The 15,737-nt window shown below is 63.3% G+C and carries 12 protein-coding genes; 2 read left to right on the top strand and 10 right to left on the bottom strand.

Features of this window, described 5'->3' with window-relative positions:
• Positions 1 to 52 precede the first annotated feature (52 nt).
• Positions 53 to 1,243 carry an acyl-CoA dehydrogenase gene (locus tag NKJ08_RS13650; protein ID WP_352524544.1) on the bottom strand — a complete coding sequence of 397 codons (1,191 nt, stop codon included), beginning with the start codon at positions 1,241 to 1,243 and terminating at the stop codon, positions 53 to 55.
• A 110-nt stretch (positions 1,244 to 1,353) separates the two neighbouring features.
• On the opposite strand from NKJ08_RS13650, the gene NKJ08_RS13645 reads away from it, so the two are divergent.
• Positions 1,354 to 2,259, top strand: a complete 906-nt coding sequence (locus tag NKJ08_RS13645) for a LysR family transcriptional regulator (protein WP_352524546.1) — start codon at positions 1,354 to 1,356, stop codon at positions 2,257 to 2,259.
• Between the two features lie 189 nt (positions 2,260 to 2,448).
• Here NKJ08_RS13645 and NKJ08_RS13640 read toward each other — a convergent pair whose 3' ends face one another.
• From NKJ08_RS13640 to NKJ08_RS13605, 8 genes are all read right to left on the bottom strand, one after another.
• Complete coding sequence (locus NKJ08_RS13640; RefSeq protein ID WP_352524548.1) at positions 2,449 to 4,761, bottom strand: Tex family protein; 2,313 nt, start codon at positions 4,759 to 4,761, stop codon at positions 2,449 to 2,451.
• Positions 4,762 to 5,093: 332 nt separating this feature from the next.
• Positions 5,094 to 6,275 carry a serine hydrolase domain-containing protein gene (locus NKJ08_RS13635; RefSeq protein ID WP_352524549.1) on the bottom strand — a complete coding sequence of 394 codons (1,182 nt, stop codon included), beginning with the start codon at positions 6,273 to 6,275 and terminating at the stop codon, positions 5,094 to 5,096.
• A gap of 28 nt (positions 6,276 to 6,303) precedes the next feature.
• Positions 6,304 to 7,500, bottom strand: coding sequence for a serine hydrolase domain-containing protein (locus NKJ08_RS13630; RefSeq protein WP_352524550.1), 1,197 nt, complete (start codon positions 7,498 to 7,500; stop codon positions 6,304 to 6,306).
• 62 nt (positions 7,501 to 7,562) lie between these two features.
• Complete coding sequence (locus NKJ08_RS13625; RefSeq protein ID WP_352524551.1) at positions 7,563 to 8,591, bottom strand: extracellular solute-binding protein; 1,029 nt, start codon at positions 8,589 to 8,591, stop codon at positions 7,563 to 7,565.
• Between the two features lie 27 nt (positions 8,592 to 8,618).
• On the bottom strand, positions 8,619 to 9,428 hold the full coding sequence (locus NKJ08_RS13620) for an ABC transporter permease (RefSeq protein WP_352524552.1): 810 nt from the start codon (positions 9,426 to 9,428) through the stop codon (positions 8,619 to 8,621).
• On the bottom strand, positions 9,421 to 10,350 hold the full coding sequence (locus tag NKJ08_RS13615; protein WP_352524553.1) for an ABC transporter permease: 930 nt from the start codon (positions 10,348 to 10,350) through the stop codon (positions 9,421 to 9,423). Before NKJ08_RS13615 ends, NKJ08_RS13620 begins: the two co-directional genes overlap by 8 nt.
• Positions 10,350 to 11,444, bottom strand: coding sequence for an ABC transporter ATP-binding protein (locus tag NKJ08_RS13610; protein ID WP_352524555.1), 1,095 nt, complete (start codon positions 11,442 to 11,444; stop codon positions 10,350 to 10,352). The genes NKJ08_RS13615 and NKJ08_RS13610 overlap by 1 nt, the downstream gene beginning before the upstream one ends.
• 138 nt (positions 11,445 to 11,582) lie before the next feature.
• Positions 11,583 to 13,250: an amidohydrolase gene (locus NKJ08_RS13605; protein WP_352524556.1), complete on the bottom strand. Its 1,668-nt coding sequence runs from the start codon at positions 13,248 to 13,250 to the stop codon at positions 11,583 to 11,585.
• Positions 13,251 to 13,391: 141 nt separating this feature from the next.
• Between NKJ08_RS13605 and NKJ08_RS13600 the strand changes: the two genes are divergently transcribed.
• Positions 13,392 to 14,423 (top strand): histone deacetylase family protein, encoded by a 1,032-nt coding sequence (locus NKJ08_RS13600; RefSeq protein ID WP_352524558.1) that lies wholly within the window; start codon positions 13,392 to 13,394, stop codon positions 14,421 to 14,423.
• Between the two features lie 28 nt (positions 14,424 to 14,451).
• Here NKJ08_RS13600 and NKJ08_RS13595 read toward each other — a convergent pair whose 3' ends face one another.
• Positions 14,452 to 15,639, bottom strand: coding sequence for a TMEM43 family protein (locus tag NKJ08_RS13595; RefSeq protein WP_352776747.1), 1,188 nt, complete (start codon positions 15,637 to 15,639; stop codon positions 14,452 to 14,454).
• Between the last annotated feature and the right edge of the window lie 98 nt (positions 15,640 to 15,737).

Genomic DNA, 15,737 nt, shown 5'->3' with positions numbered 1-15,737 from the left:
CATTCTCCAAGCAGATGTTGCGGTGCACCTAATTTAAGCGACGGCTAGCGGCTCAGAAAAACGCCTGTATCCCCGTCTGCGCGCGTCCGAGGATCAACGCATGCACGTCATGCGTACCCTCATAGGTGTTGACGGTTTCAAGGTTCTGGGCGTGGCGCATGACGTGATAGCCGATCTGGATGCCATTGCCGCCATGCATGTCGCGGGCCTGGCGGGCGATGTCGAGCGCCTTGCCGCAATTGTTGCGCTTGACGATCGAGATCATCTCCGGCGCCATCTTGCCTTCATCCATCAGCCGCCCGACCCGCAGGCTGCCCTGCAGGCCGAGCGCGATCTCGGTCTGCATATCGGCGAGCTTCTTCTGGAACAGCTGCGTGCCGGCCAGCGGCTTGCCGAACTGCTTGCGATCGAGGCCATATTGGCGGGCGCGGTGCCAGCAATCCTCCGCCGCGCCCATTGCACCCCAGGAAATGCCGTAGCGCGCCCGGTTGAGGCAGCCGAACGGACCTTTGAGGCCCGAGACATTGGGCAGCAAGGAGTCTTCGCCGACCTCGACGCCTTCCATCACCACTTCGCCGGTGATCGACGCGCGCAGCGACAGCTTGCCGCCGATTTTCGGCGCCGACAGTCCCTTCATGCCATTTTCCAGCACGAAGCCGCGAATCTCGTTGTCATGCGCGGCCGATTTTGCCCAGACGACGAAAACGTCGGCGATCGGCGCGTTGGAAATCCACATTTTCGAGCCGGAGAGCTTGTAGCCGCTCGCGGTCTTCTCGGCCCGCGTCTTCATGCCGCCCGGGTCGGAACCGGCATCCGACTCGGTCAGGCCGAAACAACCGATCCATTCGCCCGACGCCAGCTTCGGCAGGTATTTCCTGCGCTGCTCTTCCGAGCCGTAGGCATGGATCGGATACATCACCAGCGACGACTGCACGCTCATCATCGAGCGATAGCCGGAATCGATGCGCTCGACCTCGCGCGCCACCAGCCCGTAGGTGACATAATTGGCGCCGAGCCCACCATATTCTTCCGGAATGGTGATGCCGAGCAGCCCGGCTTCGCCCATCTCGCGGAAGATGCCGGCATCGGTCTTTTCCTCGAGATAGGCTTCCTCGATCTTCGGAGCGAGCTTATCGGCGGCAAATGCCGCCGCGCCATCTCGCACCATACGCTCGTCTTCCGAAAGCTGATCCTCGATCAGGAAAGGATCATCCCAGACGAATGCGTTCTTGTCGGCGGCCATGGCTCTCGGTCCTCAAAAACAAAAATCTTCAAGTGCGCGGCTTATCGGCTCCTGGCCCGAAAAAATCAAACGAAATTGCTTCACCGACCAATGACCGTTAGTAATGGATCATGAATGTCCAGCGCCGCCTTCTACCTGGTATCAGCGCCCTTGCCGCCTTCGAGGCGGTGGCCCGGCTGGGCAGCTTTACCGCTGCCGCGCAGGAACTCGATCTGACCCAGGGCGCCGTCAGCCGGCAGATCAAACTGTTGGAAGATCAGTTCGGCCGCCGGCTGTTCGAGCGCGACAGCCGCAATGTCCGGCTGTCGGCGGCAGGCGAACTCTATGCCGAGGCGGTGCGCTCAGCGCTTGGCCAATTGCGCGACGCCGCCCTTGGATTGATGAGCAATCGGCATAGTGGCATCTTGAACCTCGCCATCCTGCCGACCTTCGGCACCCGCTGGCTGATGCCGCTCATTCCGGATTTCGTCGAAAACAACCCCGACATCACCATCAACTTCGTCACCCGCGTCGGTCGCTTCGACTTCGCTCGCGAACGGCTCGACGCCGCTGTCCATTACGGCCTGGCCGACTGGCCGGATGCCGACTCCATGCTCCTGATGCGCGAGACGGTGGCGCCGGTGGTCTCGCCCGACTTTCTGGCCGGCCGCGCTATCGTCACAGCCGCCGACATCGGCCGCCTGCCGCTGTTGCACATGGCGACCCGCCCCGGCGCCTGGGCGGAGTGGTTCGCGTATCAAGGGCTGAGCGCGCCAACCGGGCCAGGCATGCAGTTCGAGCAATTCGGCACCGCCGCCCAGGCCTGCATGGCCGGGCTCGGCGTGGCCCTGCTGCCGCAGATCCTGATATCGGGCGAGCTGCAGCGCGGTCAGCTCGTACCGGCTCCCGGCCGGCCGATGGAGAGCCGCAGCGCCTATTATCTCGTCGTGCCGCACGACAAGCGCGGCCATCCGCCGGTCGCCAGCTTTCGCGATTGGCTGCTCATGCATGTGGCCAAAAAATCAGAAGCGGTTTGAGGTAGACGCAAAAAACCGCCTTTGGAGGGCGGGTCGCTGGCGCAAACACCATGACTAAATTAGTAGCATAGCTGCCGGCACAAAGCAAGAACAAAATTCCGCAAAGTCGCGTTCACGAATCGCTTCGCGCCACGCCGAACCGGACTGGCCGCTCCGCTCCGGGTCGCAAAAACGATTGCCACAAAACACCTACCTCCGTTTCAGCGCCTCCGACAGAGCGGCGCCAAACGCGCCCTGCTGCGCCGGCCGCTCCGGCTGACGCTGAGGCGCCGGCGCGCGCGGCACCGGCCTGTTGCCATTGTCACGCGGCTTCGGTGCGCCACCGTCGCCGTCCTTGCGCATCGACAGGCCGATGCGCTTGCGCTTGATGTCGACGTCGACGACACGCACCTTGACCACGTCACCGGCCTTGACCACCTCATGCGCGTCCTTGACGAAACGGTCGGCCAGTTGCGAGACGTGCACCAATCCATCCTGATGCACGCCGATATCGACGAATGCGCCGAAGGCCGCGACATTGGTGACGGTGCCTTCCAAAAGCATGCCGGGCTTCAGATCCTTGATGTCGTCGACGCCGTCGGCAAAGGTCGCGGTCTTGAAACCGGGGCGCGGATCGCGGCCGGGTTTTTCCAGCTCCGCCAGGATGTCGCGCACTGTCGGCAGGCCGAAGCGCTCGTCGACGAAGACGCGCGGGTCGAGCGCCTTGAGTGCGGCGCTGTCGCCCATCAGCGAGCGTACGTCGCGCCGGCAGGCCGCAACAATCTTTTTCGCCACGCCATAGGCTTCCGGATGCACGGCCGAGGCATCAAGAGGTTCGGTGCCGTTCGGAATGCGCAGGAACCCGGCGCATTGCTCGAACGCGCGGGGTCCAAGGCGGGAGACCTTCAACAGTTCGCGGCGGCTGGCGAACGGGCCGGAGACGTCGCGATGCGCAACGATCGCCTCGGCCAGCGATGCGCCGAGACCCGAAACCCGCGCCAGAAGCGGTGCCGACGCCGTGTTGAGATCGACACCGACGGCGTTGACCGCGTCTTCCACCACCGCTTCCAGCGAGCGGCCGAGCCGGTACTGGTCGACATCGTGCTGGTACTGGCCGACGCCTATCGACTTCGGCTCGATCTTGACCAGTTCGGCGAGCGGATCCTGCAGGCGCCGCGCGATCGACACCGCACCGCGCAGCGACACGTCGAGGCCTGGAAATTCAGCTGCCGCCGTGGCGGAAGCGGAATAGACCGAGGCACCAGCCTCGCTGACGATCACCTTGAGCGGCTTCGGCCCGGAGCCAGCAGGCATGTCAGCCAGCATATCGGCCACCAGCCGCTCGGTCTCGCGGCTGCCGGTGCCGTTGCCGATCGAAATCAGCTCGACCTTGTGCAGGCGGATGAGCTTGGCCAGCTCGGACTGCGTGCCGCGCACGTCGTTCTTCGGCGGAAACGGATAGACCGTTGTCGTCACCAGAACCTTGCCGGTGCCATCCACCACCGCTACCTTGACGCCGGTGCGGATGCCGGGGTCGAGCCCCATTGTGGCGCGCGAGCCGGCGGGTGCTGCGAGCAGCAAATCCTTCAGATTACGGGCGAAGACATGGATCGCCTCCTCCTCGGCCCGCTCGCGCAGATCCCGCATCAAATCGAGTGTCAGATGCAGCGACAGCTTTATGCGCCAGGTCCAGCCGGCCACCTCCATCAGCCAGCGGTCGCCCGGCAACTGGCGGCCGATGGCGTAGGCATCGGCAATCATCCGCTCGACCGGCTTCACCGGCGAGGCATCGTCGGCATCGACCTCAATGTCGAGCGACAGGACCTCCTCGTTGCGGCCGCGCAGCATCGCCAGCGCGCGATGGCTCGGCACGTTGGCCCAGCGCTCGACATGGTCGAAATAGTCGGAGAATTTCGCGCCGGCCTCCTGCTTGCCGTCGACGACACGTGAGCGCATGAAGGCGCGCTCCTTCATATAGGTCCGCAGTCTGCCGACCAGATCGGCATTCTCGGCGAACTGTTCGGACAGGATATCGCGCGCGCCTTCCAGCGCCGCCTTGGCGTCGGCCACCTCCTCTTTGATATAGGCCAGCGCCAGTTCGCCGGGCACGGCAGCACGGTCGGCGAGGATGGCCTCGGCCAACGGCCCCAGCCCACGTTCGCGCGCGATCTCGGCCTTGGTCCGGCGTTTCGGCTTGTAAGGCAGGTAGATGTCTTCGAGCTCCGCCTTGGTGACGGCGGCAGCGATTTTCGCCTCGAGCTCCTCGGTCAGCTTACCCTGCTCGCGGATCGAACCAAGGATGGTGTCGCGGCGCGCGTCGAGCTCGCGCAGATAGGCGAGCCGCTCGGCAAGATCGCGCAGTTGCGTGTCGTCGAGGCCGCCGGTGACCTCCTTGCGGTAGCGCGCCACGAACGGCACGGTCGCGCCGTCGTCCAGCAGTCCGATCGCTGCCGCGGCCTGTTCCGGCCGCGCGCCGATCTCGGCGGCTATGATCGTTGCGATGCGCTTACTGTCGGATGCCATGTCGGCCCTCGCGTTGGTCGAAAAGAACGGCGACCATAGGCGGAGACGCCCGCTGCGCCAACCGCAGCGTTTCAACCGCTTGAGAGGTCCACAGGAAAGCGGAGGGTTGGGTGCGCCTGAACCAGCAGCGTTGGCGCCGCCCCTCACCTGCCTGCCGGCATCCTCTCCCCGTATAGGGACGGGGAGAGGGCGCTGCCATCGGCGATTTCGCCGATCGCCGGCGTTGCAAGGATGGCGCCAGCGTTGCGGCCAGCCCCTTCTCCCCGTTCTTCGCGGGGAGAAGGTCCCGGCAGGGGGTTGAGGGGCGGCTCCGACTTCGACCACTGCCCCCGCTAAACCATCCGGCTCAGCGCCTCGAAGAAGGAAATCATGTCGAGATCGAGCTGATCGTCGACCGGCTTCGGCTGCGACGACATCTTTGCGATCACCACTTCGGCCTTCGGATTGACGTAGAGCCACTGGCCGTGGATGCCGATACCGTAGAAGGCGCCGCTTTCCGCCCCCGTCTGGTACCATTTGTTGCGGTAGCGGCCCTGCGGAAACAGGAACGCCATCGTGCCGCGCCGCCAGGCCTCGGCGTCACCGCCTGCGACGGTCGTGTCGCGCACCCAGCTTTCAGGGACGATGCGGCGGCCATTGGCCACGCCGCCTTGCCGCATCATCTCGCCGACGCGCGCAAGGTCGCGCGGCGTCACCGAAATGCCGCCGGCCGCGCGCGCCGTACCTTCCATGTCCAGAGTCACCGATGCCTCGCTGGCGGCGCCGAGCGGCAGCCACAATTTTTCCCGCATCAGATCGGCGAAGCGCCGGCCGGATGCGCGCTCGATCAGGATGCCGAGCAGGTCGGAGTTGGGCGAGCGGTAGCGGAACGTCCGGCCATGCGGCTCCTCCAGACGCTGCAGCGTCATGATGAAGGCTGCCAGGCTCTCTGTACCGCCGCCAGGATTCCACAGCGTCGCGCGACGGTAGCGGGCGAATGCGCTTTCCGGATCGAGATAGGCCTCTTCGAAATCGAGGCTTACCGTCATGTCGAGCACATGCCGCACGCTCGCATCGCCATAGGCCGAACCGGCGGCTTCGGGCAGATAGCGGGTCACCGGTGCGTCCGGATCGAAAATCCCCTCACCTTCCAATATGCCGGCAACAATGGCGGTCAGCGACTTGCTGAGCGAAAAGACGATGTGGCGGGCGCCGAAATCCATATGCGGTGCGTACCAGTCGCCGACGAATTTGCCGCCTTTCATGATCGTCAGCGCGTCGGTAGCGGAGCGCCTGAGAAAGGCTGTGACGCTCTCAGGGCCACCGGCCAGCGCGACCTTTTCGCCGAGCAGCCCGCCGAAATCCTGCACCGGCACCTCGCCGCCACCCGGCTTTGCCGCAACGCTCATGCTCGGCACCAGCTCACCGACATTCTGGAACGACCACCGGCTGAACGGGCTTTCCCGCCAATTGCCGAGCAGCACCTCATTGCGGGCAAAGCCATATCTGGTCTCGAACGCGGTCTTGCCGGTCATGATGGTCCTTGCGGATTTTCTTTGAGGCTCAGCCGACCGCAGCGGCAATGGCATGCACCGCCTTCAGCGTCGCCACCGAATAGCCGATGTTGGTGAAATCCGGATAGCTCGAAAGCTTCACCACGACCATTCTCGTATCCCAGTCGATATGGATCAGCTGCCCGAACACGCCCCGGCACATCAGCGCGCGCGAGCGCGGGTCCTCGATCCAGAACTGGTTGTGATAGCTGCCTTCCGGCAGGCTGGGACTGAAATCCGGTCCATGCCTGCCGTTGCGCGTCGCCTCGATCCAGTCGGCCGGCACGATGCCGCCCCCATTGTCGAGGATCAGCTGGCCGAAGCGGCCATAGTCGCGCAGCGTGGCGTTGAAGCCCCCGTCGGCGACCGCATAACCGGCGCTGTCGACGGTAAAGCAGGCACTTTCATCGGCGCCGAGTTTTTGCCAGAGTTCGTCCGAAACCAGCTGCGCCAGCCGTTTGCCGCTCACCCGTTCCATGATGAAGGCAAGCACGTCGGTCTCGATCGAGCGGTATTCGAAGGCAGCGCCGTGCGGCCGGCTCTTTTCCTTGAGCCCCAGGATCAGTTCGAACATATGCGATGGCCAGCGGAAGGCCGGATCGCTGCCCGGCGGCACCGGCTTCCAGCCGGTGGCGACATCGACCTGGCCGATATCGGAATAGGGGTCGGTGTATTCCTCGGAAAAGCGCACCCCGCTCGTCATGTCGAGCACATGCTGCACGCTGGCGCCTGCCCAGCCGGTCGCTTCCAGCTCCGGCAGATAGGCCGTCACCGGCAAGGCCGGATCGATCAGCCCGCGCCCGACCAGTATGCCGAACACCGAGGCCGTGACAGACTTCGCCATCGACTGTGATAGATGCAGCGTGCGTTCGGCCATGCCGTTGAAATAGCGCTCATAGGCGACCTTGCCGTCCTTGAGCACGAGAAACCCGTCCGTATAGGTCTCATCGAGCAGTCCGGCGAGCGTAGTCGGCTGCCCCATGCTGTCATTCACCGACAGCGCGTCGAGATCGACCTCGGCGCGCTCGAAGCGATGCCGATGGCCATTGCCGCGCCAGACTTCGACGGTCGGCAGAAATTCGCGGATGTGCTGGAACGCCCAACGATTCCATGGCGGCCGGTCCCAGTCGAGCTTCGGCGGCACCATCTGCGGCGGCGAACCCTGCATGATCGGCGGCGCCGGTTCGCTGTTGCGATAAGATTTCATCCAATCCCCTTGTCGCAAAGAAGGGAGGCCGAAGCCTCCCTTCGATCGATCCCACGTCGAGCCTATTTGCGCAGATTGGTCCAGATCTTGTTGTAGATCTCGACCACTTCCGGTGGGCAAGGTGGCACGAATTCCGCAGTCGGCGCACCAGCCGGTGGATTGATTTCCGGCGCGCTGGCGAAATCCGGCGACAGGAACTTGTGACTGCCGGTAATGCCGTTGTCGTAGCCGGCGAATTCCGAAATCAGCGCCGCGTTTTCCGGAGCCATGACGAAGTCCTGGAACAGCTTCGCATTTTCAAGGTTCTTCGCGCCCTTCAACACGGCCACATTGTCCATCCAGCCTTCGATGCCTTCCTTGGGATAGGCGTATTTGATCGCCGGAATTTTCTGGCGCGCACGATAGGTTGCGCCGTTCCACGCCTCCGTGACGATCACATCGCCCGAGGTGATCTTGGTGATGGTGTCGTAGCTGAAGGTCTTCCATGACGGCTTGGCGGCCATGAGAATGTCGTTGACCTTCTTCAGATTGGCCTTGTCGGCGCCGCAACGCGGCACGCCGGCATAGCGCTCGGCCGCGTGCATCACGGTGTTGACATCGTCGAGCATGTTGATCTGGCCTTTCAACTCGTCCGGCGGGTCGAACAGGATTGCCAGCGTGTCGATGTCGCCCTTGTATTTGTCGGTGTTGACTTCGAACGCGGTGGTGCCGAACTGCCACGGCACGGTGTAGTGACGGCCACTATCCCAGTAGATGTCGACGAAGCGCGGGTCGAGGTTCTTGCCGTTCGGCATCGCATTGGGCTCGGTCTTTTCGAGCAGGCCCTCATCGATCATGATCTTCACGGTGTAGTCGGACGGGACGACGATGTCGTAGCCGGAATTGCCGGCGCGCACCTTCGACAGCATGGTCTCGTTGGAATCGTAGTCGTCCAGCGTCACCTTGACGTTGTATTGTTTTTCGAATTTCTCGATCAGCTTGGGGTTGGTGTAATCACCCCAATTGTAGATGTGCAGCTCACCATCGGCGAGTGCAGGTACTGCCCATAAAAGTGCTGCCGTCGAAACGGCAGCCATCAGTTTCCTAGACATCACAGTCTCCTTTGCCTTCCCATTGACTCACTTGGCGCGGCGGCGCGCGATCAGGAACGATATCGAGACGAACAGGATCGACACCAGCAGCAGGATGGTGGAGATGGCATTGATCTCCGGCGTCATCGGCCGCCTGATCTGGTTCCAGATGTAGAGGGGCAGCGTCGTCTGCCCGGGGCCGGCGACCAGCTGCGTGATGGTGAAATCGTCGAAGGAGACGATGAAGGCGAGCGCCCCACCCGACAGGATGCCGGGAACCAGCAATGGCAGCGTTATGCGCCGGAAAGCATGCCAGGGCGTGGCATAGAGATCGGCCGCGGCAGCTTCGAGCGTCAGATCCATGTCCTCGAGACGCGCCCGGATCGGCATATAGGCGAAAGGAATGCAAAAGACGGTGTGGGCGAGGATCAGATTGCCGATGCCGAAATTGAGCTCGAGAGTGCCCGCGATCAGCGCAAAGAACGATAGCGTTGCCACCGCCGTAATGATTTCCGGCACCATCAGCGGCAGGTTGATGACCATGAAGGCCGCCGACAGCCCGCGCCACGGCTTCACCCGGGTCATGCCGATCGCCGCCAGCGTCGCCGCGATCGTCGAGATGATGGTGGCGCTCACCGAGATGATCAGCGTGTTCTTGGCGGCGTTGTGGAATTCCTCGTTGAGCAGCGCACTGCCATACCAACTAAAGCCGATGCCTTCCCAACGAGTGACCAGCGACCCGGTGTTCAGCGAAAAGATCATCAGGATCAGGATCGGCGCGTAGAGCACGCAAAGGCAGATGATGGCAATCGAGCGAAAGCCAGGCTGGTCCTTGATGTCGACGCGGGGATCAGCCATGCCTCATCTTCCCCGACGTGTTGCGGACATAGAAGTAGAGCGCGACCAGCACCGCTGCCATCAGGATCAGCGCCTGCGCGCAGCCGAGCGGCCAGTTGCGCCCGGAGCCGAATTGCTGGGCGATGAGATCGCCGATCATCAGGTGGATACCGCCGCCGAGGATCAGCGGCGTCACATAGGCGCCGAGGGCCGGAATGAACACAAGCAGGCAGCCGGCGATGATGCCGGGCAGCGACAGCGGGATGATCACCCGCCATAGCACCTGCCGACGCGTCGCATAGAGATCGTAGGCGGCCTCGACCAGCCGGAAATCCAGCTTCTCCAGGCTGGAATAGAGCGGCAGGACCATGAACGGCAGGAACGAGTACAACAGGCCGAGCTGGATGGCGAAGTTGGTGTAGAGCATGGTGATCGGTTTCTCGATCACCCCCAGAGCCATCAGTGCGTTGTTGATGAGGCCCTCGTCGCGGATGATGAACATGATGGCGAGCGTGCGCACCAGCAGGTTCGACCAGAACGGGATGGTGATCAGCAGCACCCACCAGTTGCGCTGCGCCGGCGGTCGCGTGGCCATGAAATAGGCTGTCGGAAAGCCGAGCAGCAGGCAGATGACCGTCGTCACCACGGCGAAGACGAACGAGCGCAGATAGATAATCAGAAAATCCGGCGTAAACTGCAGCGTGTCGTCGAAAATATCGCGCTGGAACAGGAAGTTCAGATAGGCGTCTGTCGAGAACTTCCACTGCACGCCGCCGTAAGGTGCTGCGGCAAGAAATGAATAGATGAGGATGATGAGAAGCGGCAGCACGCCGAAAATCCCGATGATTATCAAAGCTGGTAACGAAAGCAGGCGGTGGCGCCTGGCGCTGGCCTTCTCCGCCTCTGCTTCGAACAATGCAGCTTGGGAAAACGTGACTGCCATCAATCCCTCAGCACTTGCGCGGCGTCGTTGCCGATCGAGACGCCGACCTTGTCGCCCCGCTCGAAACCGCAGCCTGCGCTGCGCGTGTTCTGCTGGCGCACGGTGAAGGCTTCGCCACTGTCCAGTTGGACATGAATATGCGTGTCGGTACCGAAATAGACGATGTTTTCGATGGTTCCCGAAAGGTCGCCCTTGCCGCTGGTCAGCTTGGCGTGTTCCGGCCTGACCACCACGGTAGCATTATCCTTCGGCTGGAAGCCTTCAGCCACGGTCGCGTCGATCGTTGCGCCGGATTTGAGGGTCGCGCGAGCCTTGCCGTTGCCGATATCGGTGATGGCTGCGGTCAGGAAATTGGTTTCGCCGATGAAGTCGGCAACGAAGCGCTCCGCCGGCTTGTCGTAGATGTCCCACGGCGTGCCGACCTGCAGGATCTTACCGGCCGACATCACAGCGATGCGGTCCGACATGGTCAGCGCTTCCTCCTGGTCGTGGGTGACGAAGATGAAGGTGATGCCCGTCTGGTGCTGCAGCCGTTTCAGTTCGATCTGCATCTCCTTGCGCAGCTTGTAGTCGAGCGCCGACAACGGCTCGTCGAGCAACAGCACTTTTGGCTGCGGCGCCAGCGCGCGGGCCAGTGCCACGCGCTGCTGCTGGCCGCCGGAGATCTGGCTGGTGCGGCGGCCGCTGAGCGCCTCCATTTTGACCAGCTTCAGCATCTCGGCGACGCGTGCCTTGATTTCGGCTTTCGGCTTGCCCAGCATCTCCAGCCCGAAGCCGATATTCTCGGCCACCGTCATGTGCGGGAACAGCGCATAGGACTGGAACACGGTGTTGACCGGCCGCTTGAACGGCGGCAGCGGCGCGATGTCCTGCCCGTGAAGCAGGATTTCGCCTTCGCTGGGAAAATCGAAGCCGGCAATCAGCCGAAGCAGCGTCGTTTTTCCGCAGCCGGACGGCCCGAGCAGCGTGAAGAACTCATTCTCGCGGATCGATACCGAAACCGTGTCGAGAGCGGCGACTTGTGCGTCCCCGGTACCGAACACCTTGCGGACGCCGCGTACCTCGATTGCACTCTTACCCGGGTGATCCGGCACGCACTACCCCATTGTTATGTCCGCTCTTAAAGGCGGATGCAGTTCCCATTCGATTGTCAGCACATGCCGGTCGGCTTGGCAACCATGCGTCTGAATCTCGGTTCAGAACGCAAGCCCCGTGCCACGGCAGCTCCATCATCAAATCTGATAAGTGACCTTGCCGCCGCAGATGGTGGTGACCGGATGCACCTTGTGCAGGGAAGCCGGCTGAATTGCCTCAATATCGGCCGACAGCACCACCAGATCGGCCAGATAACCGGGTTTCAGCCGGCCCTTGCGGTGCTCCATGAATTCGGCGTAGGCGCCTTCGACCGTATAGCCGGCAAGCGCTTCCAACAGCGAGAAGCTCTGGTCGGGAACGCCGTCTGCCCAAGGTTTGCGCAGCACCGCCGCCTGAATGCCCAGGATCGGATCGACCCGCGACACCGGCCAGTCGGAAGCGAAGACGACATGCGCACCCGCCTGCTTCAGCGTCCGCCAGGCATAGCTCAGCGGCCATCTTTCGCGGCCGATGCGCGAGAGCGTCGGCTCCAGCGGGAAGTCCATGGCGCCGGGCGGGTGCGGCGGCTGCATCGAGGCGACGACGCCGAGTTCGGCGAAGCGCGGCACGTCGGCGGCGGTGGTCACCTCGATGTGCTCGACCCGGTGCCGGCTGTCGCGCCTGCCATTTTTCCGTCGCGCCGCCTCGTAACCGTCGAGGACCGCACGCACCGCGCCGTCGCCGATCGAATGTACAGCGATCTGCAAGCCGCGCCGGTCGGCCTCCACCGCCACCTCGGCGAAATGCTCGGGCGTGAACAGCGGCTCGCCGCGCCAGCCCGGCCGGTCGGCATAATCGTCGACCATGACCGCGGTCCAGCCTTCGAGCACGCCGTCATAAAACATCTTGACCATGCCGGACGACAGCCATTCCGATCGATAGGCGGAAGCCATCCTCGATGCCTTTTCCAGCCTGTCGAGCGTCATGAAATTCTTGAAGTGGAAGGGTATCTTGGTGCGGCAGAGCAGCCGCCCTTCCTGCTCCAGTCCGGCAAGCAGCTCGAGCTGGTAGAGATTACCATCCATGTTCTGGATCGAGGTAATGCCGTGGCGGGCGCACCATTGCAGCCCGCGATGCATCAGGTCACGATCGGCCGCGATTTCAGCGGCGGAAGGGTACGGCTCGGGCTCGCCGCCTGTCGCGAGGCCGAGCCGAACGCGGTTCTGCCCGGAAAGTTCGAGGATCGGCCCGAACGCCTCTCCCTCGCGCAATTCGCCCGCCGCAAGGCCGTCGGCGCCCATGACGATCTCGTTGCCGGGGCCGAGTTGCTTGCCGTGCAGGATGCCCGCCAGTTCCAGCGCCTTGGTGTTGGCCCACATCGTGTGGTGATCGGAAGCAGACATGGCGAACGGCCGGTCGGGGATGATGCGGTCGAGATGATGGCGGGTGACCGGTTCTTCCCTGGAAAGGATGGTGTAATCGACGCCGGCTCCAAGCAGCAATTTGGCGTTCGGCCGTGCCGCCGCATACGCACGGATCGCGTCGCTCAGCGCATCGAAGCCATGCACGCCCTGAAGATGCAGATTGTCGAGTTCGGCCGCGCCGCCGAAAAGATGCATGTGCGCTTCGATGAAGCCCGGCACCACCGACCCCCCTTGCGCATCCATAATCTCCGTGGCCGGCCCCTTCATCGCCTCGATGGTCCGGCGATCACCAACCGCCAGGATGTTGCCGTCCTTTATCGCCACCGCCTCGGCCATCGGATTGCCTTCATCCATGGTCAGCACGCGGGCATTGGTGACGATCAGGTCGGCATTTGAACTCATGATTACCTGCGGTTTCGTTGCGGCCGCGACAGGCTAGACGACCGGCTGCCGGGCCAGCAAGCCATGGCTGGTTGGCCCAGCGCCTTGTGAAGGGCAGTGCAGGACGGTTAGGGTCGCCGCGTCTCACCACGGAAAGATTTCATGAAGACTGTTTTTTCGCCTCTCCATGCCGGTCATGCCGGCAATGTCGAACTGATCGCCGGCGCCATCGTGCCGGCCTTCGAAAAGCCCTCGCGCGCCGAGTTCATCAGGGCGCGGGTGGAGAGCGAAAAGCTCGGTCCGATCCTGCCGCCGGAAAGCCACGACCTCGCCGCCGCCAAGAAGGTGCATGCCAGCGACTACATCGATTTCCTGCCGACCGTGTGGCCGCTCTGGGAAGCGTCCGGCCGCACGGGTTCGGCCATTCCCTTCACCTGGCCGACGCGCGGCCTGCGCGGCGACGTGCGCCCCAGAGGCATCGATGCGCTGCTCGGCTTCTACTCCTTTGACGGCGGCGCGACGTTCGTCAAAGGCACATGGGACGCGATCAAGTCGTCCTATGACGTCGCGCTGACCGCCGCCGCTCTGGTCAAGGCCGGTGAACCTTCTGCCTTCGCGCTCTGCCGCCCGCCGGGACACCATGCCGGTGCAGCCTTCATGGGCGGCTATTGCTTCATCAACAACGCCGCCGTCGCCGCGCAATGGTTCCGTGATCACGGCGCCAGACGCGTTTCGATCCTCGATGTCGACTATCACCACGGCAACGGCACCCAGGAGATATTCTATCGCCGCGGCGACGTTCAGGTGCTGAACCTGCACGGCGATCCGATGACCGAATATCCGTTCTTCCTCGGTCATGCCGATGAACGCGGCGAGGGCGACGGCGAAGGCTTCAACGACAACTATCCGATGCCCTTCGGCACCGGCTGGGACGTGTGGAACGCCTCACTCGAGGACGCTTGCACGAGGCTTTCGGCTTACGCCCCGGACGTCGTCGTGGTTTCACTCGGCGTCGACACCTTCGAGAAGGACCCGATCAGCCAGTTCAAGCTGAAGACCGCCGACTACCCCAGGATCGGCCGCCGCATCGCCAGGCTCGGCCTGCCGACGCTGTTCGTCATGGAAGGCGGCTACGCCGTCGAGGAAATCGGTGTCAACGCCGTCGGCGTGCTGACCGGGTTCGAAGGCCGCTAGAAGCGCTGCTGGACCCGGCGCCTGCAGATCATGTGGCCGCGCTCGGCGCGGCAACCGGCGCCGCCGGCTTGCGCGAGCGGCCAAGATAATAGACCGCCGCCGCTGCAATGACGCCGGCGGCCAGAATGCCTGCCGCCAGCATCGGTCGGTACCAGAACCAGGCGATCGCCATCGTCGTCGTGCCGACCAGGATCGCCAGGAAAAAGGCAATGATGCCGGTCCCCATCCGCGCCACGCTGCCGAGCAAAGGAATGACGTCGAGGATGACGCCGATCGGACTAAGCAGCAGGGCAAAGCCGATGGCCAACAGCAACAGGCCGGCAGCGCGCAGCAGCCAGGTGATCAGCGTGTTCGTGCTGACCGCGTCGGCGAACATCTTTTCCGCAGGAACATTGCCGGTGTCGACCATCAGCAACTGATCGCCGGCCTTTGTCTGGTAAGGTTCGAACCCGCCCGCTGTTTGGCGCGCGACAATGCTGACCACGCCGAGCGGCGCCAGCTCATAGCCAATGCGATAGTCGCCCAGTGCCGGCGACGTGGTGTTGAAGCCGAGATAGATCTTTCCGTCGACAATGTTGACCCGCTTGGTGCCGGTATAGGCAGCGTCTATGACGGCCGACTGGTCCGGCGACAGTGAAAATTCCCTGTCGCCGCCGATCAGGTCCAGCACCGGCCGGTCGAGCGTGAATGCACCGAGCTTGCCGTCCGGAATCTGGAACCTCTTGCTGTGGATCTCCATCGGCGGATTCTCGTGGCCGTCCGGCTTCTTGAACTCCGACGAGTTGATCTGACTGTCGTCCCACACCTTCGAATAGCTGTAGGTCGTCACCGTCTCCTCGCCGCCGCCCAGCTTCTTCGTCGTCTCGGATTTCTGTTCCTCTTTCCATTGGTACATCTCGGCGCTGCGCGACAGCCGCAATCCTTGCGCCGAAATGCCAAAGTCCGGATCGGCAAGGCCGCCGCTCGCCGTCACCGCCCCGGCGACATGGACGAGCTTACCGTCATTGCCGGCATCGATGCTGTCGGCGCCAACCGAGATCACCGCGCCCGATCCCTCGGCGAGCGAACGTGCCGTCTGCACGGCGCGGCCCTCGTTCCAGAACAGGCCGATCACCATCAGCATGATCAAGAGCAGGCCGAAAACGACGCTGCCGACCGCGCGCTTGATCCGCCCGAACCACGAGACGGACGTTACTTCCTGAAATGAATCGCTCATTGTTCCCCCCCCATACCCCCAAGCCGGGTTCACGAAAAGAGCCCTCTGCAGCGCGGTGGGGGGGAACCCGCCGTGCGCACAACCGCGCCACACGCCCC

Source organism: Mesorhizobium sp. M0244 (genome assembly GCF_040321795.1).
In the GTDB taxonomy this organism is placed as follows: Bacteria; Pseudomonadota; Alphaproteobacteria; order Rhizobiales; family Rhizobiaceae; genus Mesorhizobium.
The sequence above is the reverse complement of the archived record's forward strand: the minus strand, read 5'-3'. Positions and strand labels throughout refer to the sequence as shown.